General features: G+C 64.1%; 21 protein-coding genes and 1 riboswitch. Of the genes, 7 read left to right on the top strand and 14 right to left on the bottom strand.

What is annotated here, in order from left to right; genetic code table 11:
• Positions 1-195 precede the first annotated feature (195 nt).
• The 3 genes from AC1D10_RS17040 to AC1D10_RS17030 all read right to left on the bottom strand — a co-directional run bounded on the left by AC1D10_RS17040 (position 196) and on the right by AC1D10_RS17030 (position 3,832).
• Positions 196-1,344, bottom strand: a complete 1,149-nt coding sequence (locus AC1D10_RS17040) for an efflux RND transporter periplasmic adaptor subunit (protein ID WP_477273749.1) — start codon at positions 1,342-1,344, stop codon at positions 196-198.
• A 52-nt stretch (positions 1,345-1,396) separates the two neighbouring features.
• Positions 1,397-2,002, bottom strand: a complete 606-nt coding sequence (locus tag AC1D10_RS17035; RefSeq protein ID WP_477273747.1) for a TetR/AcrR family transcriptional regulator — start codon at positions 2,000-2,002, stop codon at positions 1,397-1,399.
• Positions 2,003-2,191: 189 nt separating this feature from the next.
• A complete protein-coding gene (locus AC1D10_RS17030; protein WP_477273745.1) occupies positions 2,192-3,832 on the bottom strand; it encodes an acyl-CoA synthetase in 1,641 nt (546 codons plus the stop codon).
• Positions 3,833-4,023: 191 nt separating this feature from the next.
• On the opposite strand from AC1D10_RS17030, the gene AC1D10_RS17025 reads away from it, so the two are divergent.
• Positions 4,024-4,989, top strand: a complete 966-nt coding sequence (locus AC1D10_RS17025) for a sugar-binding transcriptional regulator (protein ID WP_477273743.1) — start codon at positions 4,024-4,026, stop codon at positions 4,987-4,989.
• Between the two features lie 91 nt (positions 4,990-5,080).
• Positions 5,081-7,135: a bifunctional aldolase/short-chain dehydrogenase gene (locus AC1D10_RS17020; protein ID WP_477273741.1), complete on the top strand. Its 2,055-nt coding sequence runs from the start codon at positions 5,081-5,083 to the stop codon at positions 7,133-7,135.
• A gap of 38 nt (positions 7,136-7,173) precedes the next feature.
• Here the strand turns inward: AC1D10_RS17020 and AC1D10_RS17015 are convergent, their stop codons facing one another.
• The 4 genes from AC1D10_RS17015 to AC1D10_RS17000 form a co-directional block, all read right to left on the bottom strand.
• Positions 7,174-8,019: an acyl-CoA thioester hydrolase/BAAT C-terminal domain-containing protein gene (locus tag AC1D10_RS17015; RefSeq protein WP_477273739.1), complete on the bottom strand. Its 846-nt coding sequence runs from the start codon at positions 8,017-8,019 to the stop codon at positions 7,174-7,176.
• Positions 8,020-8,122: 103 nt separating this feature from the next.
• Complete coding sequence (locus AC1D10_RS17010) at positions 8,123-9,175, bottom strand: substrate-binding domain-containing protein (protein WP_477273737.1); 1,053 nt, start codon at positions 9,173-9,175, stop codon at positions 8,123-8,125.
• Between the two features lie 48 nt (positions 9,176-9,223).
• Complete coding sequence (locus tag AC1D10_RS17005; protein ID WP_477273735.1) at positions 9,224-10,219, bottom strand: ABC transporter permease; 996 nt, start codon at positions 10,217-10,219, stop codon at positions 9,224-9,226.
• A gap of 82 nt (positions 10,220-10,301) precedes the next feature.
• Positions 10,302-11,813 carry a sugar ABC transporter ATP-binding protein gene (locus AC1D10_RS17000; protein ID WP_477273733.1) on the bottom strand — a complete coding sequence of 504 codons (1,512 nt, stop codon included), beginning with the start codon at positions 11,811-11,813 and terminating at the stop codon, positions 10,302-10,304.
• A 134-nt stretch (positions 11,814-11,947) separates the two neighbouring features.
• On the opposite strand from AC1D10_RS17000, the gene mtnK reads away from it, so the two are divergent.
• Complete coding sequence (gene mtnK / locus AC1D10_RS16995; RefSeq protein ID WP_477273731.1) at positions 11,948-13,219, top strand: S-methyl-5-thioribose kinase; 1,272 nt, start codon at positions 11,948-11,950, stop codon at positions 13,217-13,219.
• Positions 13,216-14,310 carry an S-methyl-5-thioribose-1-phosphate isomerase gene (mtnA, locus tag AC1D10_RS16990; protein ID WP_477273729.1) on the top strand — a complete coding sequence of 365 codons (1,095 nt, stop codon included), beginning with the start codon at positions 13,216-13,218 and terminating at the stop codon, positions 14,308-14,310. Before mtnK ends, mtnA begins: the two co-directional genes overlap by 4 nt.
• 32 nt (positions 14,311-14,342) lie before the next feature.
• On the opposite strand, the gene AC1D10_RS16985 is transcribed toward mtnA, so the two are convergent.
• Positions 14,343-14,882: an Lrp/AsnC family transcriptional regulator gene (locus AC1D10_RS16985; RefSeq protein WP_477273727.1), complete on the bottom strand. Its 540-nt coding sequence runs from the start codon at positions 14,880-14,882 to the stop codon at positions 14,343-14,345.
• 48 nt (positions 14,883-14,930) lie between these two features.
• Between AC1D10_RS16985 and AC1D10_RS16980 the strand changes: the two genes are divergently transcribed.
• The 3 genes from AC1D10_RS16980 (at position 14,931) to fba (ending at position 18,161) form a co-directional block, all read left to right on the top strand.
• A complete protein-coding gene (locus tag AC1D10_RS16980; protein ID WP_477273725.1) occupies positions 14,931-16,109 on the top strand; it encodes an MFS transporter in 1,179 nt (392 codons plus the stop codon).
• A gap of 69 nt (positions 16,110-16,178) precedes the next feature.
• Positions 16,179-16,383: riboswitch (FMN riboswitch) on the top strand.
• A 76-nt stretch (positions 16,384-16,459) separates the two neighbouring features.
• Entirely contained in the window at positions 16,460-16,933 is a 474-nt protein-coding gene (locus tag AC1D10_RS16975) for a 6,7-dimethyl-8-ribityllumazine synthase (RefSeq protein ID WP_477273723.1), read from the top strand.
• A gap of 163 nt (positions 16,934-17,096) precedes the next feature.
• A complete protein-coding gene (gene fba, locus AC1D10_RS16970; RefSeq protein WP_023729260.1) occupies positions 17,097-18,161 on the top strand; it encodes a class II fructose-bisphosphate aldolase in 1,065 nt (354 codons plus the stop codon).
• Positions 18,162-18,221: 60 nt separating this feature from the next.
• Here fba and AC1D10_RS16965 read toward each other — a convergent pair whose 3' ends face one another.
• The 6 genes from AC1D10_RS16965 to ftsZ all read right to left on the bottom strand — a co-directional run bounded on the left by AC1D10_RS16965 (position 18,222) and on the right by ftsZ (position 26,868).
• Positions 18,222-19,445 carry a VWA domain-containing protein gene (locus AC1D10_RS16965; RefSeq protein ID WP_477273720.1) on the bottom strand — a complete coding sequence of 408 codons (1,224 nt, stop codon included), beginning with the start codon at positions 19,443-19,445 and terminating at the stop codon, positions 18,222-18,224.
• Complete coding sequence (locus AC1D10_RS16960) at positions 19,438-21,687, bottom strand: DUF5682 family protein (RefSeq protein WP_477273718.1); 2,250 nt, start codon at positions 21,685-21,687, stop codon at positions 19,438-19,440. Before AC1D10_RS16960 ends, AC1D10_RS16965 begins: the two co-directional genes overlap by 8 nt.
• Positions 21,688-21,691: 4 nt before the next feature.
• Positions 21,692-22,771 (bottom strand): ATP-binding protein, encoded by a 1,080-nt coding sequence (locus AC1D10_RS16955; RefSeq protein ID WP_477273716.1) that lies wholly within the window; start codon positions 22,769-22,771, stop codon positions 21,692-21,694.
• Between the two features lie 19 nt (positions 22,772-22,790).
• Positions 22,791-24,230, bottom strand: coding sequence for a DUF5691 domain-containing protein (locus AC1D10_RS16950; protein ID WP_477273714.1), 1,440 nt, complete (start codon positions 24,228-24,230; stop codon positions 22,791-22,793).
• Positions 24,227-25,609 (bottom strand): SWIM zinc finger family protein, encoded by a 1,383-nt coding sequence (locus AC1D10_RS16945; RefSeq protein WP_477273712.1) that lies wholly within the window; start codon positions 25,607-25,609, stop codon positions 24,227-24,229. The genes AC1D10_RS16950 and AC1D10_RS16945 overlap by 4 nt, the downstream gene beginning before the upstream one ends.
• A 221-nt stretch (positions 25,610-25,830) precedes the next feature.
• A complete protein-coding gene (ftsZ, locus tag AC1D10_RS16940) occupies positions 25,831-26,868 on the bottom strand; it encodes a cell division protein FtsZ (protein WP_477273710.1) in 1,038 nt (345 codons plus the stop codon).
• Between the last annotated feature and the right edge of the window lie 6 nt (positions 26,869-26,874).

The raw sequence follows: 26,874 nt of genomic DNA, 5'->3' as shown, positions 1-26,874 counted from the left end.
TGCTGGTCCATCTATTTCAACAAGATCGAGGTTCGGTAGTGGCTTCCGGGCGGCAAGGCTCCGAGCGGAGAAACACTCGTCGCAGTGGGACGCGAGGCTTGATGCGCGGGGGGTCACATCAATCGAGCGTCTCGGTCAGGGCGCTTGCCGCCCGGAAACCAGCGGCTGCGGGAACGTGCAGCCGGTTGTCTGTCGTCAGCGCACCTGCCTGGCGTCGCTGCCATCGCCGGCCACGGAAGCAGATTGCAGCACAGTGTCGCCGGCGAGTTTCACCTTCAGGTTTTCGGTCATGAACTGCGTGCCGGCAGCGACCACGACATCGCCGGGCTTCAAACCTTCTGCAACCCGTACGCCATCGGCGGCGAATTCGGCGACCTTGACCGGACGGGCATGAACGGTGTCGGCGCCACGATCGACGGTCCAGACAATCGACTGGCTGCCTTGCTCGGCCAGTGCGCTCAGCGGGATCGAAACGAGCTGCCGTTCGTTGGCCGCCGACGCTTCGATGTTGGCGGTCATACCGAGAAGCACGCGCGAATCCCCAGGCAGGCTGACGCGTACAGCGAAGGTGCGTGACTGCGGATCGGCGCTGCCGGCGACTTCGCGCACCTTGCCCTCGAGCGCCAGTCTGTCGTCGGACCAGAAGCCCGCCTTGACGACCTTGCCCGGCTTGAACTCGGCGATCTCCATCTCCGGCACGGCGATCAGCACTTCCTTTTCGCCGTCGACGGCAACGGTGACCACCGGCGTGCCGGAGCCGACCACCTGGCCGACATCAGCATTGACCGCGGTGACGATGCCGTCCCTGTCGGCCTTGAGGTCGGTGTAGCCGGCCTGGTTCTTGGCCTGGTCAAGCGACGAGCGGGCGGAGTCGCGCGTGGCAACCGCCTGGTCATAGGTGAGCGTGGCCTGTTCGAGCTGCGATTTCGGCGCAAAGTTCTTGGCAAAAAGCTGCTCGGCGCGCTTGCGGGCAAGTTCGACCGTCTCGACCTGCCGCTCGGCGGCATCGAGGGCGGCCTGGGCACTTTTGACCGAAAGGTCGTAATCAATGGGATCGATGCGGGCGAGCACATCGCCCGAGGCCACATGCTGACCAATGTCGACAAGGCGCTCCGTGATCTTGCCGTTGACGCGGAATGCCAGGGCGCTTTCGGTGCGGGCTCGCACCGACCCGGAATAGGAGAGCGTGCGGGTGTCATGCGCCTGGGCAATCTCGACGACCTTGACGGGACGGATGATGTCCTTGACTTCGGCTTTCTCCTGCGAGCAGCCGGCAAGCCCGAGCGCCGCGACGATCAGGCCGGCGACTGGCAGCTTGCGAAGGATGGAACGGGACAAAGACATCTTGGTACTCCAACTGGAGATGAATGGTCGATACCGGCACCCGCGTGCAGGGCTATTTCAAGGCCTTGATCGCATAGTCGATGAGGTCGTCGGGCATCGCCCGATTGGTCTTGGCAAGGCACTGCGCCACCATCTGCGGATGGCACAGGATGACAGTGGCGGCGCCGAAGCATCGCGACGCGATCACCGGATCCTGTTCCCTGAACTCACCGGCCTCGATGCCATCGCGGATAATCTCGGCGAACAGATCGTGAACGCTGTCGACATGCTTGTCGATCACGCCCCAGTCCCGTTCGAGCGCGATGATGACCATTTCATGGACCTTCTGCTCGTCGAGCATGACCTCCAGCGTCATCTTGTATTGTGCATGCACGTAGCGCCGAAGCCTCTCCTCGGCGCTGATCGGCAGGCGCGAAATCTCGTAGGCCATCTTGTAGCTGGCGCCGAGCATCCGGCCGCAGACGGCCTGGTGGATTTCGACCTTGGAGGCGAAGAACCGGTAGATGTTGGCCGGCGACATGCCGAGTTCGCGCGCGATGTCGGCGACATTGGTCTTGCCGTAGCCATAGTGCCGGAACAGGCGCTCGGCGCAGTCGAGAATGCGCGTCACATTTTCCTGTCGGGCGACGTCGGAAACTATGTTGGCGGCTTCGGACATGGGTCCCTGTTGCTTTACGAGTGACGAATTTCGATTTTCGTCACTCGTAAATCGAAATGGGCGACCTGTCAATGCGATTTCGACGTACCTGTACGATTGGTGACAGCTGGTGACATCCAACAGACGTCACGAAGCGGCCCGAGGATGCGGGGCGACAGGAAATATTTTCGCGAGAGGCTATCGGAGACTTCATGCGACCTTGGCCATTTCCCGCAGCCGGAACTTCTGGATCTTGCCCGTCGAGGTCTTCGGGATTTCTGCGAAGATCACTGCCTTCGGCACCTTGAAACGGGCAAGCAGCGCACGGCAGTGTTCGATGATCTCGGCCTCGGTCGCCACCTTGCCCGGTTTCAGTTCGACATAAGCGACCGGCACCTCGCCCCATTTGTCGTCGGCCCTGGCGACGACGCCACAGGAGGCAACCGAGGGGTGCTTGTAGAGCGCATCCTCGACCTCGATCGACGAGATGTTCTCGCCACCCGAGATGATGATGTCCTTGGAGCGGTCCTTGAGCTGGATGTAGCCATCGGCATGCATGACGCCGAGATCGCCGGAATGGAACCAGCCGCCGGCGAAGGCCTCGTCGCTGGCCTTGCGGTTCTTGAGATAGCCCTTCATGACGATGTTGCCGCGGAACATGACCTCGCCGATGGTCTCGCCATCCGGCGGGGTCGTCCGCATCGTCTCGGGATCCATGACGGTCAGGCCCTCGAGTGCTGCATAGCGCACGCCCTGCCGTGCCTTTTTGGCGCTGCGCTCGGCCTTTTCAAGATCGTCCCAGGCGCCATGCCATTCGTTGACGACAGCCGGACCATAGGTCTCGGTCAGGCCGTACAGATGGGTGACGGCAAACCCGGCATCGGCCATGCCCGACAGCACGGCCTCCGGCGGCGGAGCAGCGGCCGTGTTGAAGGTGACGGTCTGCGGGAATTCGCGCTTGTCTTCATCCCTGGCATTGATCAGCACCGACATGACGACCGGCGCGCCGCACAGATGGGTGACGCCATGGTCGGCAATCGCATCGTAGATCGGCTTCGGCCGCACCCAACGCAGGCAGACATGGGTGCCAGCCTGGACGGCGAGCGTCCATGGAAAGCACCAGCCATTGCAGTGGAACATCGGCAACGTCCATAGATAGACCGCATGCTTGGCCATACCGGCATGGATGGTGTTGGTGTAGGCCATCAGGGCAGCGCCGCGATGGTGGTAGACGACGCCCTTCGGATTGCCTGTGGTGCCGGAGGTGTAGTTGAGCGAGATCGCGTCCCACTCATCGTCGGGCATCGACCAGGCGAAATCCTCGTCGCCGCCAGCAACGAAGTCCTCATAGTCGAGCGCGCCTATGCGCTCGCCTTTGGGATAGGGCGCGTCGGTGGCGTAGTCGGGATCGTCATAGTCGATGACCAGCGGCTTGACCTTGGCCAGTTCCAGGGCCTGCTTGACGACGCCGGAGAACTCGCGATCGACGATCAGGATCCTGGTCTCGGCATGATCGAGCTGGAAGGCAATGACGGCGGCATCGAGGCGGGTGTTGAGCGAGTGCAGCACCGCCTTGGTCATCGGCACGCCGAAATGCGCCTCCAGCATCGGCGGCGTGTTGGACAGCATGACTGTGACGGTGTCGCCCTTGCCGATGCCACGTTTGTGCAGCGCCGAGGCAAGCTTCAGCGACCGGCGCCAGAAGGTGCGATAGTCGATGCGCTGGCGGCCATGGATGATGGCGACATGGTCGGGATAGGTCTTTGCCGCGCGCTCCAGATAGGTGAGCGGCGTCAGCGGCTGGTGGTTGGCCGCATTCTTGTCGAGATCCTGTTCGTAAGGATTGCCCATCCCGTCCTCCCCGAGTTTCTTCTTCGAGACCTTCTAATAACAGGCTCGGGCCGCGTCACCACCAACGATGCCACGATAGAGCGCAATTGGCACAATGATGATCTAGATTCAGCGGGCGAAAGGGCATCGTATACCTTGGCCTTGTTTGACTTTTGTCGAAGGCCGTGAATAATGTCAGCCGAGGAGACGGCATGGCGATCCGACCGGCAGAACAGCTTATCCACAAGGCCGCCTGGCTCTACTACGCCCATGGCCTGCGGCAGGACCAGGTGGCGAGCCAGCTTAACATTTCCCGCGCCTCGGTCGCCATGTATCTGCGCAAGGCGCGCGAGACCGGCATCGTCAACATCTCGACCTCGACCCAGCTTTTCACCGACGATGTGCTGGCGCGCAAGCTCGAGGATGCGCTGAGCCTCGACGCAGTCTGGATCGCGCCGGAAAACGACCACATCGCCGATCCGTCGACGGAAATCGCCGTGCTGGCGGCAAGCGTCTTTCTCGAGCTGGTCAAGAAGGGCGATCGCATCGGCGTCGCCTGGGGCCGCACCGTCTACACGATCGCCGACATCATGTCCTATGCCGACCTGCAGGATGTCACCGTGGTGCAGCTGTGCGGCAATCTCGGCGCGCCCTATTCCTACCGGCCCGACCAGTGCACGATGGAGATCGCGCGGCGGCTCAACGCCAAGGGGCTCAATTTCTACGCGCCGCTGGTGCTATCGACGGAAGAGCTGGCGCGCGCGCTGCGCGCCGAGCCGGTGATCCGGGAGCAATTGTCCGGCGTCGGCGAATGCGATCTGGCGCTGTACTCGGTCGGCGCGGTCGACGCCGACAGCCATCTGGTCAAATGCGGCGCACTGACATCAGGCGAAATGGCGGAGCTGCGCAGCCGAGGTGCTGCCGGCGTCATTGCCGGGCAGATCATCGACGCCGAGGGCAAGGTGCTCGACTGCAGCTACAACCGCCGGGTGATCTCCGCCGAACTTGCCTCGTTGCACGCCATCGCCAGGCGCCTGATGGTCGTGCAGGAGGACAGCAAATTCGAACCGCTTCTCGCGGCAATCGCTGGCGGACTTTGCACGCATCTGGTGGTCGGCGCACGAATGGCGCAGCGGCTGCTGGACCATGCGGCTGCCACGACAGAAAAGGCCTCCTAGGAAACCACCATCTCCGCCGCAGGCGCATTGTCATCAAAGCGTCGCGGCATTCCTGTTTCACCATCAATGACAGCAATCGGACGAAGCGAACATGAAGAACCTGTGGAATGACGACGCAGCCGAGAAACTCGTTGCCGACTATGCAAGGAAGGGTGTCGAGCGCGACCTGGCGTTGCGCGTCTACACGACGCGGCTGCTGGGCGGCGAGCCGCGGCTGGTCCTGCATGGCGGCGGCAACACCTCCTGCAAGACGACTGCCACCGATCTTGTCGGCGACCAGTGGGACGTGTTGTGCGTCAAGGGCAGCGGCTGGGACATGGGCGTCATCGAGCCGCAGGGCCTGCCGGCGGTCAAGCTCAAGCCGCTGCTCAAGGCGCGCTTACTGAACAAATTGGCCGACGAGGACATGGTTGCCCTGCAACGCGCCAATCTCATCGACCCGTCCTCGCCCAACCCGTCGGTCGAGACGCTGCTGCACGCCTTCCTGCCGCACAAATTCGTCGATCACACGCACTCGACCGCCATTCTGGCCATCGTCGACCAGGAAGACAGCAAGCCGCTGGTGAAGACGGTGTTCGGCGCGAAGATGGGCTATGTGCCCTACATCATGCCCGGCTTCGACCTCGCCAAGGCGGCGGCCGACATCTTCGACGCCGATCCGACCGTCGAGGGCCTGATCCTCGACAAGCATGGCATCTTCACCTTCGGCGACGATGCCAGGCAGGCCTACGACCGGATGATCCACTACGTGAACGTCGCCGAGGACTACGTCGCCAAAAACGCCAAGCCGCAAGCGGCGAAGGCAGCATTGCCGGCAAAGCTCGCGACGCCGGCCACCATCGCGCCGATGCTGCGCGGCGCCGTGGCGGTAGCACGCGGCGAAGGCCGCTTCGACCGCATGATCAGCGACTTCCGCACCTCGGACGCTATCGTCGATTTCATCAATTCATCGGAGATCGCCGACTTAGCCGGACGCGGCGTTTCGACGCCCGATCTGTCAATCCGCATCAAGACCGGACCGATGGCGCTGCCGGCGCCCGACGCCGACAAGGTCGGCGACTACAAGGCCGTGATCAAGGATCACGTCGAGGCCTTCGCCAGGGATTACCGCGCCTATTTCGAAACCAACGATGCCCTCGACGACGTCAAGCGCACCATGCTCGACCAGATGCCGCGGCTGACGCTGGTGCCGGGCCTCGGCATGTTCGGCCACGGCCGCACGCTGAAGGACGCAAAGATCGCGTCGGATGTCGGCGAGATGTGGATCGAGGCGGTGCGCGGCGCCGAGGCGGTGGGCCGTTTCCATCCGCTCTCCAAGGCCGACCTGTTTCCGCTCGAATACTGGTCGCTGGAACAGGCCAAGCTCGCTTCCAACAAGCCGAAGCCGCTGACTGGCCAGGTGGTGCTGATCACCGGCGGCGCCGGTGCGATTGGTGCTGCGACTGCCAAGCTGTTCGCAGACAATGGCGCCCATGCCGTAGTCGTCGATCTCGACGCCGAAAAGGCCGCTGACGCCGCCAAGAAGGCCGGCAACAATTCGATCGGCGTTGCCGCTGACATCACCGATCCGGCGCAGGTGCGTGCCGCCTTTGACAGGGCGGTTGCCGTGTTCGGTGGTGTCGACATCCTGGTCTCTAATGCGGGTGCTGCCTGGGAAGGCCGGATCGGCGAACTCGACGATGCGCTTTTGCGCAGGAGTTTCGAGCTCAATTTCTTCGCCCACCAGTCGGTGGCGCAGAATGCCGTGCGCATCATGCTGGAACAGGGCACCGGCGGCGTGCTCCTGTTCAACACCTCCAAGCAGGCGGTCAACCCCGGGCCGAAGTTCGGCGCCTATGGCGTGCCGAAGGCAGCGACGCTGTTCCTGTCCAGGCAATACGCGCTCGACTATGGCGCGCACGGCATCCGCTCGAACGCCGTCAACGCGGACCGCATCCGCTCGGGTCTTTTGACCGACGCCATGATCGCCAGCCGTTCGGGCGCGCGCGCCGTCTCGGAGAAGGAGTACATGTCCGGCAATCTGCTCGGCCAGGAAGTGACGGCGCAGGACGTGGCGCAGGCCTTCCTGCACCACGCGCTGGCCGATCGGACCACCGCCGATGTGACGACGGTCGACGGCGGCAACATCGCTGCGGCGTTGCGGTAGGCGGACCTGCCGAGACAGGCGCGAAGGGCATTCGAGAACTACAGCAGTTCCCGGATGCCTTCCCAGGCCTTTCTGCCCAGCCTCGAATCGGCTTCGTCATTGCCTCCGTGTGCATGCAATGCGGAGCGTGGTGTATTTTCGCCTGGCAAGAGAATGCGGTGACCCGCATCCGGCGATGAAACGAGATCTGTGACCTTGCCTGCCTGGCTGCGCCGGTGAACAATATCTGTCGCGAACGATAGGGAAGGCCACAGTGCATCGTCGCCACCCGCGACCAGCAGAATCTCGGCCGACGCGATCTCAACGGGGATGGTCGCCGCATTGGCTTGCCGCTTGAAGGTTTTCAAGCAGCGTTCGAAAAGCCCCCTATAAGCGACCAGGCCATCCACATACTCTGGTGTCCAGTCCGGATCTGTCGGCACAAACGGCAACGGAATACCGTTGAGCGACCATGAGGATCGTTCAGGCCAGCTGACACCGTCCCGGCCCGCACCGATATTTCCCCAAACCACGGATGATGGGCTGATTGCGACCACAGCGTTGATCCGCTGGTCATGGACTGCCGCGAGCAATGCGGCCTCGGCACCCTTGGAGGTGCCGACATAGACGATGCGGCGGCATCCTGTTTCAAGGAGATGATCGGTTGCCGCGAAGAACGTTTCCAGGGGAACTTCACAGATTCCAGGAGGCTGGCCCTCACCGCCGAACCACTGCAGCGCCAAGGCCGACGACCCCTCGTTTGCAAAGAGCCTCGCGCGCCCGACATCGACACGGCCACTCGATCCACCTAGCACCACGACGCCGGTGGTGGCCTGCGGGCATCGAAACAATTTTCCGGCGACGGCGCCGGACAGGGTTTCCTCGACTACCGCCTGTGCTTCCATCTACGAACCGAACCTTAGTGCCGGTGTCTGCAATCCGGCTCTGCAATATTCGGCAAAAAGGCCGCCTGCAACAAGCTGCCGCAAGCGGCCTTCGGTAGCGAAACTACTTGGCGTTCGGGTTCGGCATCCAGGCCGGCATCGCGACATCGGCATGGGCGAACTGCGGCAGCTTGGCCGACAGGTCTTCCATGTTCTTGATGTCCTTGTCGATGAGGTCCTTCTGGGTGATCAGCGTCGGCGGCACGACGACGTTGTGGCCGGGGTCTTCACCGGCGAGCAGCTGTGCCAGCGCACGCACCGAGACCTGGCCGACGACGGCCGGGTTGGTCGCGGCGGTTGCCGCCCAGGCGCTGTCGGGCTCGCGCATCGCCGCGATGTCGGACGTCGAGATATCGGCCGAGTAGATCTTGATGCCCTTGTTCAAGCCCGCTTCGTCGACGGCGATCTTCACGCCCTTGGCGAATTCGTCATAGGGGGCGAACATCACCTTGATGTCGGGGTGAGCCGACAGCACCGAACGCGCCTGGTTGGCGACGGAATTGGCGATCGGGTTGTCCAGCGTGCCGAACATCGCGACTTCGCTGATGCCGGCATACTTCTTCTTGACGTCGACCCAGGTCTCGTTGCGGCGGTCGAGCGGCGCGATGCCGGCGACATAGACATAGCCGGCCTTCCAGCTCTCGCCATTGTCCTTCACCGCCTGCTCGAGCGCGAGGCGGGCCAGGTCGCGGTCGGATTGCTCGATCTGCGGGATCTTGGGGTTCTCGACATTGACGTCGAAGGCGACCACCTTGATGCCCGCGTCGACCGCGCGCTGCGCGGCGTCCTTCATCGATTCCGTCAGGCCGTGCTGGATGATGATGCCCTGCACGCCAAGCGCGATGGCCTGGTCGACCATGTCGGACTGAAGGGCGGCGTCCTGGCGGCTGTCGAGCACGCGCAGGTCGACGCCGAGTGCCTTGGCCTGTGCCTCGACGCCGCTGAGATAGGCCTGGAAGAAGTCGCCGGTCGAGAGATAGCGCACCAGCGCGATCTTGACACCGGGCTTGTCGAAAGGCGCCGGCTTGTCCGCGGCCAGCGCCGGGAACTGCATCAGCATGGTTGCGCCGGCCAGCCCGAGCGCTGCCTTTCCCAGAAGTCTTCTTGTGATGTTCACCTTGTTTCCTCCACTCTTGTTGAACTCAAAATCCTATCCGGCCGGATGCTATCTCCCGCCCCTGCCCGAAAGGGCAAAGGTGAAGACAAGGGCGACGACCAAAACCACGCCCTTGACGAAATCCTGCGTGTAGTAAGGCGCGTTCATCATCGTCAGGCCTTGCAGCAAGATGCCGACGAACAGCGCGCCGACGGCAGTACCGAAGGCGTTCGGCTTGGCGGCGCCGAGCACCGCGTAGCCGATGAGCGCCGCGGCGACAGCGTCGAGCAGCAGATTATTACCCGAGGCGATGTCACCGCGTCCAAGCCGGGCGGCGAGCAAAATGCCGCCGATCGAGGCAAAAACTCCTGAAATAACGTAGGCCCAGATTTTGTATGCCTTGACAGGCGCGCCGGCGAGTTCGGCAGCACGCTCGTTGCTGCCGACCGCATACATCATGCGCCCGAAACGCGTGTATTCGAGGAAGAACCAGATCAGCACGGCGAGCACGAGCAGCACCACCACCGACACCGGAATGAGGTTCGCGATGAAGAAATCGAAGCGGTGGCGGCCGAGTGCCAGGAAAGCGTCGCTGAACTTGCCATTGGCGACCGAACCATCTGGCATGGTCATGCCGGTGGCGATCGAACGGCCCTCGGTCGGGATGCGCTGCAGGCCGACGAGCAGGAACATCATGCCGAGCGTCGCCAGGAGATCGGGCACGCGCATATAGACGATCAGCCAGCCATTGATCAGGCCGACAATGGCGCCGATCAGCAGGCAGGCGACGACCGCGACGAGGGCGTTCTGCTCCAGCACCACCATGACATAGGCCGCCGCCATCATGGCTGAGGTTGCAACCGAGCCGATCGACAGATCAAAGCCGCCGACGACGAGCGTGGCGGTGACGCCGAGCGCCAGCACGCCGGTGATGGCGACCGACTGGAAGATGAAGACGGCACTTTGCGGCGAAACGAACCCGTCGGCGGCGATCGCGAAATAGGCGACGAGCCCGAACAAGAGCACGATGAAGCCGTAGCGGATGGCATGGTCGCGCAGCGTCATTCAGCGCTCCCCAACGCCGCTGCGATTTTTACCCAACTCGAACCCATGCTCTCTCCATTCCAATTCCTATTTGCCGCCGCGCTCAGGCGGCGCTGTGCAGCGGTCCGCCGGCGACCTCGGCCAGCAGGCGATCGAGATCGACATCGGCGTTGCGGTGTTCGCCGACGATGGTCTGCTCCGACATCACCAGGATGCGATCGGCGGTCTCCAGTGCCTCGTCGAGTTCGGTGACGAACAGCAGCGTGGCGCGGCCGTTTGCACTCGCCCTGAGCTTGGCGGCAATGTCGCGCCGGGCGGAAATGTCGACGCCCTGAAACGGCTCGTCGAGAATGAACAGCCCTGCCTCCTGCGCCATCCAGCGGGCGACCATCACTTTCTGCTGGTTGCCGCCGGACAGCGCCGACATCTCGTCCTTCTCGGAGCGGCAGACAATGCCCAGGTCCTCGATCTGCCGGCGCGCGGTGGCGCGTTCCAGACGGCGCCTGAGAACACTGAGACGCGACATGCGCTTGTGAAACGGCAGGCTGATATTTTCCTGGATGTTGAAGCCGCCGACGATGCCGTTCTCGCCGCGGTCCTTGGCGACGAGGAAGACCCCGGCGGCGATCGCCTCGCCCGTCGATTGCGGCACATAGGGTTTGCCGTTCAGCATCATGGTGCCGGCGAGCGGCTTGCGCACGCCAAACAGCGTCTCGGCCAGCGCCGTCTTGCCGACGCCGACGAGGCCGGTGATGGCGACGACCTCGCCATCGCCGAGCGTCAGCGAGATCGGCCTGGCGCCTTGCGCTATGCGCAAACCATCGATCTTGAGAACGATCTTGGCCGAGTCCCTGACGACGATCTGGTCAAGCTGGATCTTGCGGCCGAGCATGGCGTTGACCGCGCCTTCATAATCGAGCGGTTTCTTGTCGAAGACGCCTGAGATGATGCCGTCGCGCATCGAGACGATGCGATCGGCAAGCCGCCTGATGTCGGACATGCGGTGCGAGATGTAGAGGATCGCAACGCCCTGCTCGCGCAGTCTGTCGATCAGCGCAAACAGCCGGTCGGCCTCTGCGCTGGACAGAGAGGAGGTCGGCTCGTCGAGGATCAGCACTTTCGGCTGATGCGCGAGCGCGCGGGCGATCGCAACCATCTGGCGATCGGCCAGCGAAAGATCGGTGACGCGCGCCTTGAGGTCGATGGCCAGCCCCATGCGGTCGGCAACGGCCCTGGCCTCGCGACGCACGCGAGCCGGATTGAACAGAAACGGGGCGCCGCTGCCACTCAGGCGGTCGAGGGTCAAATTGGTGGCGACATCGAGATCGGCGACGACGCCGTCATTGATGTTCTGGTGAACGGTGACGACGCCGGCGCGGATCGCCTCCGCCGGCGTGCTCGGCGCGAAGGCCTGTCCGGCGAGGCCCATCGTGCCGTCGCCGCGCTCATAGACGCCGCTGATGATCTTGACGAGGGTGGATTTGCCGGCGCCGTTGGCGCCCATCAGCACGGTCACTTCACCGGCGTGCAGCTCCAGCGAGACGCCGCCAAGCACCTCGTTCTGGCCAAAGGATTTCCTCAGCCCCTCTGCGCGGAACACGGCATTGCCGACCATGCGTTCCTCCCTGACATGACGCTATGGGCAACATCGGCAATTGTCAACACGATTGACAATTGCCAGATCGCTTCCTAGCTTGGCCCGGCCGCCATGCCTCCGTTATGTTCGGGGCGCATCGCGGGAGGATGACGATGACTGGGAAATTGCCGTTCGAAGCACTGTCGGTCGAGACGCTGCCGAGCCGCCTTGGCGACAACGAGGCGTTGCGCGCGCGGATCGGCAAGGACTCCAGCGCCTGGAGGGTCCGCGAGGTCGGCGACGGCAACCTCAACCTCGTCTTCATCGTCGAGGGCGCCAGCGGTGCAGCGGTGGTCAAGCAGGCCCTGCCCTATGTCCGCCTGGTCGGCGACAGCTGGCCGCTGCCGCTCAAGCGCTCCTTCTTCGAGTATCACGCGCTGACCCGGCAAGAGGCGCGCGCGCCGGGCTCGGTGCCGGCGATCCATCATTTCGATGAAGGCCAGGCGCTGATCATCATGGAGTATCTGTCGCCGCACATCATCCTGCGGCGGGCGCTGATCGAAGGCCGGCAATTGCCAAACATTGCCAGGGATATCGGCCTGTTCATGGCGCGCACCCTGTTTCGCGGCTCCGACCTGCATATGGCAGCCAAGGACCGCAAGGCCGATCTGGCGCTGTTCGCCGACAACGTCGAACTCTGCGACATCACCGAGAACCTGGTGTTCTCCGATCCCTATTTCGACGCCAGGATGAACCGGCATACGAGCCCGCAATTGGACGCTCTCGTCGCCGAACTGCGCGCCGACCGCGACCTCAAGGTCGAGGCGCAGCGGCTGAAGCATATCTTCGCCGCCAATGCCGAAACACTGCTGCATGGCGACCTGCATTCCGGATCGATCATGGTCACCGACAGCCAAACGCGGATGATCGATCCGGAGTTCGCCTTCTACGGTCCAATGGCGTTCGACGTCGGCATGCTGCTCGCCAATTTCTGGATGTCCTTCTTCTCGCAGCGTGGACACGAGCAGAACGGCAAGCGCGGCGCCATGCGCGCCTATCTACTCGAGGTGACGGTCGAGACATGGGCGGTGTTCCGCGCCGAGTTCTCGCATCTATGGCGCACCGAGCGCACCGGCATGCTCTACCAGAAGAGCCTGTTCGAAGATCAGGGCGACAGGCTCGGCGCCGAACAGGCGCTCGACCACATGCTGCACCAGATCTGGACCGACCTCCTGGGATTTGCCGGCATCGAGATCCATCGGCGTATCCTCGGCCTCGCCCACAATGCCGATTTCGAGACCATTGCCGACGAGGATTTGCGCGCCAGTTGTGAGGCGAAGGCGCTGAAATTCGGCCGCCACCTCGCCGTCAACCGGCGCCAGATCCACAGCATCGACGAGGTCAACACCCTGGCCGCGCTGATCGAACAGGAGAGCAGCATTTGAACGTCGGCGACCGCCACTATCGCACCATCTGGCTGAGCGACGACCGGCGTTCGGTGGAGATCATCGACCAGCGCTGGCTGCCGCATGATTTCCGCGTCGAGAGGATCGGCAGCGTGGCCGGCATCGCCACCGCGATCCGCGACATGTGGGTGCGCGGCGCGCCTCTGATCGGCGTCACTGCCGCCTATGGCGTCGCCATGCAGATGGCGGACGATCCGTCCGATGCAGCGCTCGACGCCGTCTGGGAAACCTTGCACGAGACGCGCCCGACGGCGATCAACCTGCGCTGGGCGCTGGACGAGATGCGGCGCTTCCTCAAGCCGCTGCCACCTGCAGAACGCGCCAAAGCCGCCTACCGCCGCGCCGGCGAAATCGCCGACGAGGATGTCGGCCTCAACCGCGCCATCGGCGAGAACGGCCTCGCCATCATCAAGGCCATCGCGGCGCGCAAGGCGCCGGGCGAACCCGTCAACATCCTGACCCACTGCAATGCCGGCTGGCTGGCGACCGTCGACTACGGCACCGCCACCGCGCCGATCTATCTGGCCACAGAGGCCGGCATTCCCGTCCACGTCTATGTCGACGAGACGCGGCCGCGCAACCAGGGCGCCCAGCTGACCGCGTGGGAAATGGCCGGTCATGGCGTGCCGCACACGCTGATCGTCGACAATGCCGGCGGCCATCTGATGCAACGCGGCGAGATCGACATGGTCATCGTCGGCACCGACCGCACCACCGCCGACGGCGATGTCTGCAACAAGATCGGCACCTATCTCAAAGCACTTGCCGCCGCCGACAATGACGTGCCGTTCTATGTCGCCTTGCCGTCACCGACCATCGACTGGACGGTGCATGATGGGCTGGTTGAAATCCCGATCGAGCAGCGCTCGGCCGACGAGGTCTCGCTGGTCTGGGGCAAGACCGCTGCCGGCGAGATCGCCCAGGTGCGGATATCGCCCGAGGCGACGCCCGCGGCGAACCCGGCCTTCGACGTGACGCCGGCGCGGCTGGTTACCGGCCTGATCACCGAACGCGGTGTCGCCAAGGCGTCCCGCGAAGGCCTGAAGGCGATGTTTCCCGAGCGCGTGTAGCACCAAACGCCGCCAGTTTCGGTCCCGCCCTCCTAGTACAGTGGCTCGGCCATGTGCTTCGGCGTCGGCCACGTCGCGGTCACGCCCGGCTGTACCGGCCGCTCGAGATAGGTCGACAGCACCACATAGCTGCGCGTCGACGTGACACCCGGCGTCTCGTAGAGGCGTGCCAGAAGTCCTTCGAGCGCTCTGGTGTCTTCGGTGCGGACCTTCAGCAGCATGCATGTATCACCGGCGACGGTATGGATTTCCTCGACTTCCGGATACTGCGAAACCGCCATCAGTTCCGGGGTCTTTCCCCAGCCTCTGGTGTCGATATGGACAAAGGCGAGCAACGGCTTTTTCACCGCCTTGGGATCGATGATGGCGGCTGTGCTGCGGATGGCGCCGCTACGCCGCAGGCGCTTGACCCGCTCATGCGCGGCCGGCGGTGAAAGCCCCACACGATCGCCGAGCTCGGCGTAGCTGACCGTCGCGTCGTCGACGAGGACGCCTAATATTTTTCGGTCGATTGCGTCGAGGTCACGGGCCGCAGCCCTGTTCTGCAGAATGCCATCTGTTTCTTCATCCATGTTGAAATTCCTGGTTGCCGCAGAATTCAATGCGGTCATTATGGTCTTATGTCGAACGCAGATCAAGTTGCATCATTGGCCACAAACGCTCGGGCGCCGATCCCGGCTCTCGCCTATCTCCTGACCGGCTGCATCGCCGTGATCGGCTCGAATTCGCTTGTGCTGGGCCCGATCGCACCGGCCGTGGCCTCGTCGTTTGCGACAAGCGTGCCGGTCGTGATGATTGCGGCGGCCGCGTTCGGCCTCGGCACCTCCGCAAGCGCCCTGTTCCTGGCGCGCTATATCGACCGGGTTGGCGCACGCCGGATGTTGCAGGGCGCATTGTTGCTGCTGGCGATTGCACTGGTCGCCAGTGCCGCGGCACCGACGGTCGCCGCGCTGGTCGTGGCCCAGTCTGTCGCCGGCATCGCCGCCGGTATCGCCATGCCGGCAATCTATGCCAGTGCGGCGGCCATCGCGCCGCCGGGCCGCGAAAGCGGCACGATCGGTGTCGTGCTGACCGGCTGGACCTTGAGCATGGTCGCCGGCGTTTCGCTGTCGGCCGTGCTTGCCGATCTCGTGCATTGGCGTGCCGTTTTCGCAGCGGTCGCACTGCTTGCTATGCTTGCCTTGGCCGGTCTCACAATGACGTCGCTGAGCGACGCCAGGAAGAGCGGCCCGGCGCCGACGCCGCTGGAGGCGCTCGGCATTCCCGGCATCGTACCGCTTCTGGTCGCCTGCGCCGCCTTCATGACCGCCTTCTATGGCGTCTATGGCTATCTCGGCGATCACCTGCACAGCGGATTGGGGAGACCGGTGAGTGCCAACGGCTGGGCAGCACTTGCCTATGGCATCGGCTTCGGCACGGCCGCCCTCCTCGACGGTGTCATCGATCGGCTGGGTGCGCGTCGCGTCATGCCGTTCGCCTATCTTCTGGTCGCCACCGTCTACGTCGCGATTGCCGCGGCCAGCGGCAGCTTCGGCCTGACCATTGCCATGGTGGCGGTATGGGGACTGGCCAACCACTTCGGCCTGAACGTCCTGGTGATGCGCCTGTCGGCGCTCGATCCCGCGCGGCGCGGCACGATCATGGGACTCAACAGCGCAGTGACCTATCTGGCGGTGTTTGTCGGCACCACTGGCTTCGGGCCGATTTATTCCAGCTTCGGCTTTGCCACCTGCGCGACGGTTGCGGCCTTGCTCATGCTGGTTGCCGCTGCTGCGGCGGCCTGGCGCACGACTAATTGACAGACTGTACCAGCCATCCGTCTTTCGCGCGATTGACAGCGGCGCCCTGCCCTTCCATACAAACGGCGTTAATGTTCTCAGGGCGGGGTGAGAGTCCCCACCGGCGGTAAGGGCACTTTTTGGTGCGCATGATACCTTTCCGAAAACCGATCTCGGTTTTCGGGGTCATGCGGCAGGCCCAAGCCCGCGAGCGCTCTCCGGTTTACCGGAGAGGTCAGCAGATCCGGTGTGATTCCGGAGCCGACGGTTACAGTCCGGATGGAAGAGAACGAACGGAAGACGGACCGCCTCGGCGGGCCGGATTTCGTATCGTGCGTCCTGATTCTGGTTCGAAACGGAAGGATGGACCCATGAATCAGCATACCCATAAAGACTACGAAACGACCCGCATCGCCGTCATTCGCGCGCGCTGGCATGCCGACATCGTCGACCAGTGCGTGCAATCCTTCGAGGCGGAACTGGCTGCCATCGGCGGCGAGCGCTTCGCCGTCGAGGTCTTCGACGTGCCCGGCGCCTACGAAATTCCGCTGCACACCAAGACCCTGGCCGAGACCGGCCGCTATGCCGCGATCCTCGGCACCGCCTTCGTCGTCAATGGCGGCATCTACCGGCATGAATTCGTCGCCAGTGCCGTCATCGACGGCATGATGAACGTGCAATTGTCGACCGGCGTGCCGGTGCTGTCGGCGGTGCTCACCCCGCACAACTACCATGACAGCGCCGAGCATCACCGCTTCTTCTTCGAGCACTTCACCGTCAAGGGCAAGGAAGCGGCCAATGCCTGCGTGCAGATCCTGGCCGCGCGGGAATTGATCGCGGCCTGAGATCACCAAAAGAAGCCGGATTTCAGCCCTGCAACAAGAATTGCGGTCGACGAGGCCTCTTATGGTTGCGGTTGCCCTGAAATCCGGCCAGAAGCATCAGGGCCGACCGGCGACCGGTCGGCCCGCGACGTTGCGCTTGAAACCAGATACGGGAGACTATTGGGTGGCTCGCATAACACTGAGACAATTGCTCGACCACGCCGCCGAATACGGCTACGGCGTGCCCGCTTTCAACATGAACAATATGGAACAGGGCCTCGCCATCATGGAGGCCGCCGAAGAGACCAAGTCACCGGTCATCCTGCAGGCGAGCCGTGGCGCCCGCGCCTATGCCAATGACGTGGTGCTGGCCAAGCTTATCGACGCGCTGGTCGAAATCCATCCCGATATTCCGGTCTGCATGCATCTCGACCATGGCAACAACGAAGCCACCTGCGTCACGGCGATCCAGTACGGCTTCACCTCTGTGATGATGGACGGATCACTGAAGGAAGATGGCAAGACGCCGGCCGACTACGCCTACAATTCCGGCATCACCCGCCGCGTCGTCGACATGGCGCATTGGGGCGGCGTTTCCGTCGAAGGCGAGATCGGCGTGCTCGGCTCACTGGAGAGCGGTGGCGGCGAGCAGGAAGACGGCCACGGCGTCGAAGGCGCGATAAGCCACGACCAGCTTCTGACCGACCCCGTGCAGGCTGTCGAGTTCGTCAAAGACACTCATGTCGACGCGCTGGCGGTTGCCATGGGCACCAGCCACGGCGCCTACAAATTCTCGCGCAAGCCGGACGGCGCTGTGCTGGCCATGAACGTCATCGAGGAAATCCATCGCCGGCTGCCGAACATGCATCTGGTCATGCACGGCTCGTCCTCGGTGCCGGAGGATCTGCAGGAGATCATCAACAAATATGGCGGCCAGATGAAGCCGACCTGGGGCGTGCCGGTCGAGGAGATCCAGCGCGGCATCAAGCATGGCGTGCGCAAGATCAACATCGACACCGACAACCGCATGGCGCTGACCGGCGCGATCCGCAAGGTGCTGACCGAGAACCCGAGCGAGTTCGACCCGCGCAAATATCTGACGCCGGCAATGGCGGCGATGAGGAAGCTCTGCAAGGAGCGCTTCGAGCAGTTCGGCACCGCCGGCAACGCGCAGAAGATCAAGCCGCTGCCGGTCGCCGAAATGGCCAAGCGCTACAAATCGGGCAGCCTCGACCCGAAGTTCGGCTGAGCCGGACGAACCTCTCCCAGAGTTGCCAGGATCATCCTGGCAACCCTGGTGCCGGCTGTTTCACTCCGGCGTCTCGGTCTCGGCGCGGACCAGCTTGATGTCGGCGCCGGCCGCCCATGCGCCAATATCCTCGCGCCGCAATGCCGCCGCCATCATGTCTGGAAACAGATCCGGCGTGCAGGCAAAGACCGGAATGCCGAGCGCGGCCACCGAACCCGCCATCTTTGGGTCGTAACCGGGTCTGCCCTGGTCGGTCAGCGCCAGAAGCACCACGACATTGACGCCGGAACGAACCAGCGCGGCAAGCCGCTGCAGCAATTCCTGACCGTTGCCGCCTTCATAAAGGTCGGTGATCAGCACCATGTGCGACTTGGTCGGCCGTTCGATGCGATCCGCGCAATAAGCGATGGCCTGATTGATGTCGGTTCCGCCGCCAAGCTGAACGCCGAACAGGACTTCGACGGGATCGCTGAGCTCATCTGTGAGATCGACGATGGTCGTGTCGAAGCAGACGAGCCTGGTCCGCACGACGGGTAACGAGGCCAGCACCGCGGCGAATATCGAGGCGTAGATCACCGAGCTTGCCATCGATCCTGACTGGTCGACGCACAGCACGACCTCGTCCAGATCGACCAGCCGGCGCTGCTTGCGCAAGAAGCCGACCAGCTTCTCAGGCACGATGGTTTTGTGCTCGGGCTGGTAGTGGCGGAGGTTGGCCGAGATGGTGCGCGGCCAGTCGATGTCGCGCTGGCGGGGCCGGTTGGTGCGCTGCGACCGGTCGACCGCACCGCGGATCGCCTCGGCCGTCTTCTGCTCCAGCCGCTGCATCAGCTTGGCGACGATATCGGCGATGATCGTACGCGCGATGTCCTTGGTCTTGGCCGGCATAACCGAGCGCAGCGAAATCAGGTCGGCAACGAGATTGACGTCCGCCTCGATCGCCTTGAGGAACTCCGGCTCCATCAGCATCTGCTTCAGGTTGAGGCGCTCGAAGGCATCCTTCTGGACGATCTGCACGACCTGCGCGGGAAAGAACGATCTGATATCGCCCATCCACTGCGCCACCCGCGGCGCCGAGCGGCCGAGCCCGCCGCGCCGCTTGCGCGGATCGGCGGCGGCATCGCCGGCGCCATCGCCATAGAGTGCATCGAGTGCCGCCGAAAGCCGCTTGTCAGTGTCGGAAAGAGAAGGCGATTTCTCGTCATCGGCGCCGATCGCCAGTCGCCAGCGGCGCTCCCGTCCGTCATCGGTCGACGCTTCGCCTATCTCGGCCTCGTCATCCATCGCCATTCCCGCCCATCAGCAAGGGTCCAAGCCGTTGCAGGTGACGGCGCCACGCCTCGCCACCATCCGGCGTCGGTGTAAGGCCCGCAGGTAGGCGCCTGGCGCGGCCGAGCACCGCCTCGATCAACCGCCGCCGTTCCATGGAGTCCAGATGCGAAAAGACCCGGCGCAGCAGCGGCAGATGCGCGATGAAGGCGTCCTCGTCGAGGGATACGAGCCAGGCATCGACCGCGCCGCGCAGGCCTTCATCATAGATGAGCCGTTGACCGGCGGTGCTGAAGAACCCTTCGAAGAATCCTGCCGCCTCGGCGACCGGCGTTCCCGGCGACAGGCGCCGTGCGATCAGACCCGCTGCTGCGTCGGCCGACAGATGGCCGGCTTCGTAGAGAAGATGCGCGGCACAGCCAGCTACCAATGCCGTCGATCGCGATCCATCCAGCACCGCAGCCAGTCCATTGCGCCAGGCGTCCAGCACGTCCTGTCCAGGCTCGACCAGCTTGATCGCCTCGTCGGCCTTGCGCATGGCGCCGACCAGTGTCGTGGAAGCCTGCGCATCGAGGTCGCGAGCAGCATAGGCAAGCGCGATCCCGCCTTCGATGATCAGCCGCTCCAGCAGACCGGAAAGGCGAGCCGTTTGCGTCTTGCGCGCCTCGCCATAGCGGATGATGTCGGCGAGCGGCGGCACCGATGCCAGGATTTCCAGGCATTCGCTGCTGCGCGCCGCCCGTTCCTCCAAGGCCACGAGGCCGGCCGCCGACGCTTCCGACAGGTTTGCCGTGATGGCGCCCTGAACCAGTGCGGCCATCGCATCGAGAGACGTCGCCGCGCCGATCATCTGGATCAGCCGGCCGTTGGCGGCCTTTTCAATGGTCGGCCCATAGACCAGGTTCTCGACCAGGCGAACGGCATATTCCGGCTCCCACGACAGCATCCACCGCTCGCGAAACGTGCCGCGGCTGCGGCCGCTGTCGGTCAATTTACCCCAGTGCACGCCAAGCACGTTCAGCCGGTGCAGCAATGTCGAACGAAACAGCCCGCTTTCGCTGCGCAAATCGACCGACAGTTCGCGCTCCAGCGCCTCAGGCTTCAGCCGCGCCGCCTTCTGGTTGCGCTGCAGATCCTCGATCAGCGGCGCCAGTGGCGTGTCGGGCGGAATTTCACCGACATCCGCGCCCAGCAGCAGTTCGGCTTCGACCAGCGCCCACAACAGCGCTTCGCCGTTGAACAGGGCGGCGATCGCGGCGTCGCGCAATTCCTCGAAACCAGGCTTTGGCCGCTCACGGATTGCGGCCAGCGTGCGGGCCAGCCGTTCGGCTTCGATCAGCGAGGCGGTGGAGACCATATGCCCCTTGCCTCTCAGCACCGTCGCGATCATCGCGAGCCACAGCGTCGCCGCGTCGTGCCGGCCGCGCGTGCGCCACAGATGCTTGCACCAGCCGGGCGCTACGACGCCGGCGCCATAGCCGAAACCGAGCGCCAGACGCGGCCCCGTCCATGGCGCCCAGGTCATCATGCTCTTGCGCCGGGCGAGCCCCTTGAGAAGTGCGTGGTCCTCCTTCTGCGATCGCGTCGCTTGCAACGCCGGCACATGCCAGGCGCCGCAAACGACAGCGATCGGCCCATCGAATTCCTTGCGCGCGGCGGTGATTTCAAGCCGCATATGCGCTTCACGTTTCGCCTCGAACGCGGCAAGCGGACCTTCGCCGTCGCGCAGCGTCGTCATGGCGTCGGATATCGCAGCGAAGATGGGGCCCGGCTGCGGATTCTGCTCGATGATGTCAGACCACCAGCTCTCGCCATCCTCATAGCCGGCAGCCTGCGCCAGCGTCCCGATCGGGTCGCACACATACGGCGCCGTCTCGTTGTCGACGTCGGGTTCCGCTTCAGCGGCATCGGCATTTTCCGCGTCGTCAACAGGCGCAACCCGGGCCGATGACGGCAGGTCGATGAACCGCAATGCCGCGTTGTTGCCAACAGCCCACAGGGCCGCCTGGTATTCCGGTGAGAACTCGGCGAAAGGCCAGAAGCTCGTCGAGGCCGGATCGTCTTCCGGATAGCAGAGCAGCGCCACCGGTGGCTGCATTTCGGGGCGGGCAAGCAGTGGCAGCAGCGCGGAGGCATCGGCCGGCCCTTCGATCAGCACGGTGACTGGTTTCAACTCCTGCAACGCCTGCACAAGGCTGTCGGCGGAGCCGGGCCCGTGATGGCGTATGCCGAAATAGGAAACGTCGCTCAGCGCCATGGCCTCAGATCGCCGCGTTCAAGGCGGCGTAATAGCCGGCATAGTCCGGCCGCTTCTTGAGCACTGTTTCCAGATATTCTTCCAGCACCAGCTTGTCCTGCACCGGATCCTTTATGATCGCTCCGACCAGGCTGGCAGCCAGGCCTTCGGCGCCGAGCTTGCCGCTGTCGAACCAGGCCGCCTGGCTGAGGCCGCCAACCATGGTGGCGATCGCCTCGGCCGTGGACAGCGAACCGGATGGCGTCTTCAGCGTGACCTTGCCGTCCGATGTCGCACCGGAGCGCAATTCGCGGAAGATGGTCAGCACGCGGGCGATCTCCTCGCCGACATTCTTCGGCACCGGCAGGTCGAGGCCGCCGGCCATTTCGCCGACCCGCTTGGAGACGATCGCCACTTCTTCCGCCATGTCCTCGGGCAATGGCAACACGACGACATTGAAGCGGCGCTTCAGTGCCGATGACAATTCGTTGACGCCCTTGTCGCGGTTGTTGGCGGTGGCGATGATGTTGAAACCGCGCTGCGCGTAGATCGACGTGTTGAGTTCCGGGATCGGCATCATCTTTTCGGAAAGCACGGTGATCAGCGTGTCCTGCACATCAGAGCCCATGCGCGTCAGTTCCTCGAGGCGGCATAGTTTTCCGTCTTGCATGGCGCGGTAAAGCGGCGTCGGCACCAGCGCCTCCTGGCTTGGGCCCTTTGCCAGAAGCTGCGCGTAGTTCCAGCCATAGCGGATCTGGTTCTCGTCGGTGCCGGCCGTGCACTGCACGATCAATGTCGAGTCGCCCATGATGGCTGCGGCAAGATGCTCCGACACCCAGGATTTGGCCGTGCCGGGAACACCGAGCAGCAACAGCGCGCGATCGGTGGCGAGCGTCGCCACGGCGGTCTCCATCAGCCGGCGCCGCCCGACATATTTCGGCGTTATCAGCGTCCCGTCGTCAGCCTTGCCGCCGAGCAGGTAAGTCAACACGGCCTTCGGCGAGAGGCTCCACCCGGCAGGTCTCTGCCGGTCGTCGTTGCGTGCGAGCGCTTGCAATTCGGCGGCGTAGGCCTGCTCGACCGGGAGACGGATGGCTGCGTCCATTTGCTGTTCTCCGGATTGATCATGTGTCCGTTCCAGGCCCGGCCAGTGATGCGTTGAGACGCAGAAGACCGAGCGAAGGCGCAGCCGGCGGCATGCCGGCGGCTACAACGTCCCCGATCAATTTTTCCGCCGCTGCCGCCGTGGCGAGATGGCCCATCGTTTCCAGCAGCTGGTCGACGCCTCGCTTCACGGCGTCATCGTTTCCCGCAACAGCGGAGCGCAGCGCCGGGAGCGTCTGGCCGTTTGTCAGGTCGGCCCATTCCAGCCAGCTTGCTTCGAGGCCCTCGGCCAGGTTGAGCGCACCAAGATATTGCGAGTCTTTCAGGATCAGCCTGACCAGGACACGCTTCCTGCGGCTGTCCAGACGCGGCATGAGGTGGAGGACGAAAAGCGCCGGCTTGCCGCCTTCGGCGACAAGCGTATCGGCCATATGCGTCACCGCAGCGTCGCTGCCTGAGGCGGCAACCATTCGCGCGACAAGGATATCGGCATTGTTGTCGGCGCCGAATTGCCACGCCCGGATGAAATCGGATTCGGTGACGCCGAAGCGCGCGGCAAGATCAACCAGGTTGCAGGTTTCGAAAAGTTCGGCGCGGCGTCGTTCCTGTGCCGGCGATTTGAGTTTTGCCGGCGCGTAGGTGGTGCGGCGGCGGATGAAGCCGGATTTGCCTTCTGCGATGAAGGCGGCGAGTTCGGCGGTCGGATCTTCCGGCCCGCCATCACCAGGCTGGCCGTGCTCTCCCAGCCTTGCCAGCAGCCGGCCGGCCAGTTCGCGCACCTTGCCGGAACGATCGGCGGAGAGGCTCTTCAGGAACGGCACGTCATCGGCGCCGAGGCCGAAGCGCATCAGTTCGATGAGCGCGAGCCTGACCTCCGCCGGCTCGCCAGGTCCCTTGGTCTCGATCAGCTGCCGAGCCGAAGCCGGTGCGGTGCGACGCATGTCGGCCAGCGCGGTACGGCGGGCAGCGGGATAGAAGTCGTCCCAATTTTCCGCCGTCAGTTGCTCCTGGCTTGTATGTTTTTCGCCGTCCACGCCTGACTGCCAGTCGATCCAGGGCGCATAGACGTCCGGACTGTTCTGATCCGAGGCGGCAGGCATCCAGTCCATCGGATGCAGCACGAAGCCGCGGCTGGCGACGAGCGCCACGACGCGCGTCTTGCCTCTTGTGTCGCTGGCGTGTTTCAGCGCGGCTCGCAAAAGCGGCCGCAGCCGCTCCGGCAGCATCGGTAGGCCAAGTTCAGGCAGTGGCGGGCGACGCTTCAGCGTCTTCGGAGCGGCCGGCCGCAAGGCAATTTCGAGGGCCTGCGCGGCGATTGCCAGCAACCGGCGTTCGCGCTCGTCCGGGTTTGCGCTGCCGGCGATCTCCTTCCATGCGGCCGGAGCCAGATCGAAGCTGGTGCCGCCGGTGATCCAGCAATCGCGCATGGTCGCCAGGCCGGTCTGCTCGCTCTCATTCATGACAGATCAAGCCTCCCGAACCCACTTTGCGCCGCCAGCAGGTCAAGCCGGCTGCCGTTCCATAGTGCGGCCGTTGCCTTGAGGTCCAGCCCAAGCAGCGTCGGATTGACGGTGTCGGCGATCGGCAAGGCGATGCCGTGCGGATCGCCGGCTGCCTGCCACCAGGCGGCACCCCGATCGTCCAGCAGGATCGCGCCGGGTGGCAGCATGACAGGACAGTCGATGAGCCAGGGCGCTTCGTCCTGGCGAGCAACGTGAGCCGCGAGAGGATCCGATGCGCCAAAGCTGAAATCTGGCCACTCGCCGGACGGGACGTCGCCCTTGCGGTCCGCCACCAACGCCCGTAGCGGCTGAAGCGCCGGATAGAAGACCAACCGGGCATCGAAACGGTCACCTGGCGTGAACGCGTTCGAGCGGCGACCGGCCGACGCCGGAAAATAATCGAGAAGGAGGGCAAATTGCGAGGTGGCGCTGTTCAGGTCGAGCAGCCAGGTCGAATGGCTGACAAGACCGTCACGACGAGACTCGATCTTCTCGCCGAGCACCTCCCAGACGCTTTCGACCTCGATCGCATCGGGATTGGCCAGCACCTGTTCGCGGCTCTCGGAGGTCGATACGAGCCGCCTCAGTTCCGGGTCGTCGGGTGCCGATCGCCAGGCTTTGGCCAGCAGCACAAGCTTGCCGAGTTCGCGGATCGCCACGTCCGGCCGTTCCTCGCTGCGCAGCCCCATCAGCCGTGACGGTATCTCGTCGATGCGGCCGGCAAGTGCTGTCGCCTTCATATCGACCAGCCGCGCCGCAATCCGGCGGCAACGGTCGCTGCTGTTGTCGACGAAGCCGGCAAGGCCAAGCCGCAGCTGGTCGGCGATCCATTGATCCAACTCATCCAGGGCCGCCGACACGGAGGACCGCGTCTCTTCTGCCCGCTTGCGTTGCGCCGCCTCGCGGCGCTCGACCGCAGCGGCGTCCTCGATATCTGCGCTTTCGTCGCGCGCGGCTTCGCCGATGCTTTTGCCTCCCGCACCTTGTGTCGGTTCCACAGGTTGCGACGCGGCCTTCCTGCGGCGGCCCAGCCAATCGTTCACCCATTCCGGCGTCGACCCAGCGGCGGCAAAACTGGCTGGCGCGGTGGCGGCGATCCACATCAGCGCCAAGGTGTGCTTGCAGGGAAATTTCCGCGACGGGCAGGTGCATTTGTAGCCGTGGTCGCCGGTGTCGACGACCACACGGTAGGGATTGGAGCCGGAACCCTGGCATTCCCCCCAGATGAGAGCGAGCTGTTCGTTCTTTTCGAGCCGTGGCCAGTTCGATTGCTTGGTCAATTTGGAAGCGGCGCTCAACGACGCCTGGTCGGGCGCAAGCGCCTCGATGGTTTTCAAGTCAAATTCCAAGCCGCGCCTCTCGTCGCTCGAACGAATGCCGGTTGCCAGTATAGATGGCCGTCTGTGAAGGATTCTTGTAGCAGCAGTCTGCTAGAGATCGATACAGCTGGCCACGTTAATTTGTGTCGCCAAGCTGATCTGCGGGCAATGGGTGCTGCCGTTCGGCGATCTCCCCTCGAAAAGGTATGCCTTGGCGAGGATATGATGCGGGGTACGCCCTACTGGAGCGTCCGCGCTGGCGGCTGGCCGACGTGGTCGCGGGCTATGCCGGCATCGGCATCCTCGGCCCCATACGAACGGTCGAGCCCCGTCGCCACCACCGAGACCCTGAAGCGGCCTTCCATGCTCTTGTCGAAAATCGCGCCGACGATGATGTCGGCGTCCTCGTAGACCTCTTCGCGGATGCGGGTGGCGGCCTCGTCGACCTCGAACAAGGTCATGTCCCTGCCGCCCGAGATCGAAACCAGGACGCCCTTGGCGCCCTTCATCGACACTTCGTCGAGCAACGGGTTGGCGATCGCCGCTTCCGCCGCTTTCATCGCCCGGCCCTCTCCGGAGGCCTCGCCGGTTCCCATCATGGCGCGGCCCATGTCGCGCATCACCGATTTCACATCGGCGAAGTCGAGATTGATCAGGCCTTCCTTGACGATGAGGTCGGTGATGCAGCTGACGCCGGAATAGAGCACCCGGTCGGCGATGACGAACGCATCGGCGAAGGTGGTCTTGGCATCGGCGATCCGGAACAGGTTCTGGTTCGGGATGACGATCACCGTGTCGGCGCTCTCGCGCAGCCGCTCGATGCCTTCTTCGGCCATCTGCATGCGGCGCCTGCCCTCGAAGGCGAAAGGCTTGGTGACGACGCCCACGGTCAGGATGCCGGCCTTGCGCGCCGCCTGGGCAATGATTGGGGCAGCGCCGGTTCCCGTGCCGCCGCCCATTCCGGCGGTGACGAAACACATATGCGTGCCGGCCAGATGGTCCATGATCTCGTCGAGCGATTCCTCGGCCGCGGCGCGGCCGATCTCGGGAAGCGACCCGGCGCCCAATCCTTCGGTGACATGAGCGCCAAGCTGGATCAGCCGCGTGGCCTTCGACATGGTCAGCGCCTGAGCGTCGGTGTTGGCGGCGATGAACTCGGTTCCCTGAAGCTGCTCCGCGATCATGTTGTTGACGGCATTGCCGCCGCCGCCGCCGACGCCGATAACGGTGATCTTGGGTCTCATCTCGGAGATTTCGGGCTTCTTGAACTCGGCCATGCCTGT

The sequence above is a fragment of the Mesorhizobium sp. P2_A8 genome, from assembly GCF_056404935.1.
The sequence above is the reverse complement of the archived record's forward strand: the minus strand, read 5'-3'. Positions and strand labels throughout refer to the sequence as shown.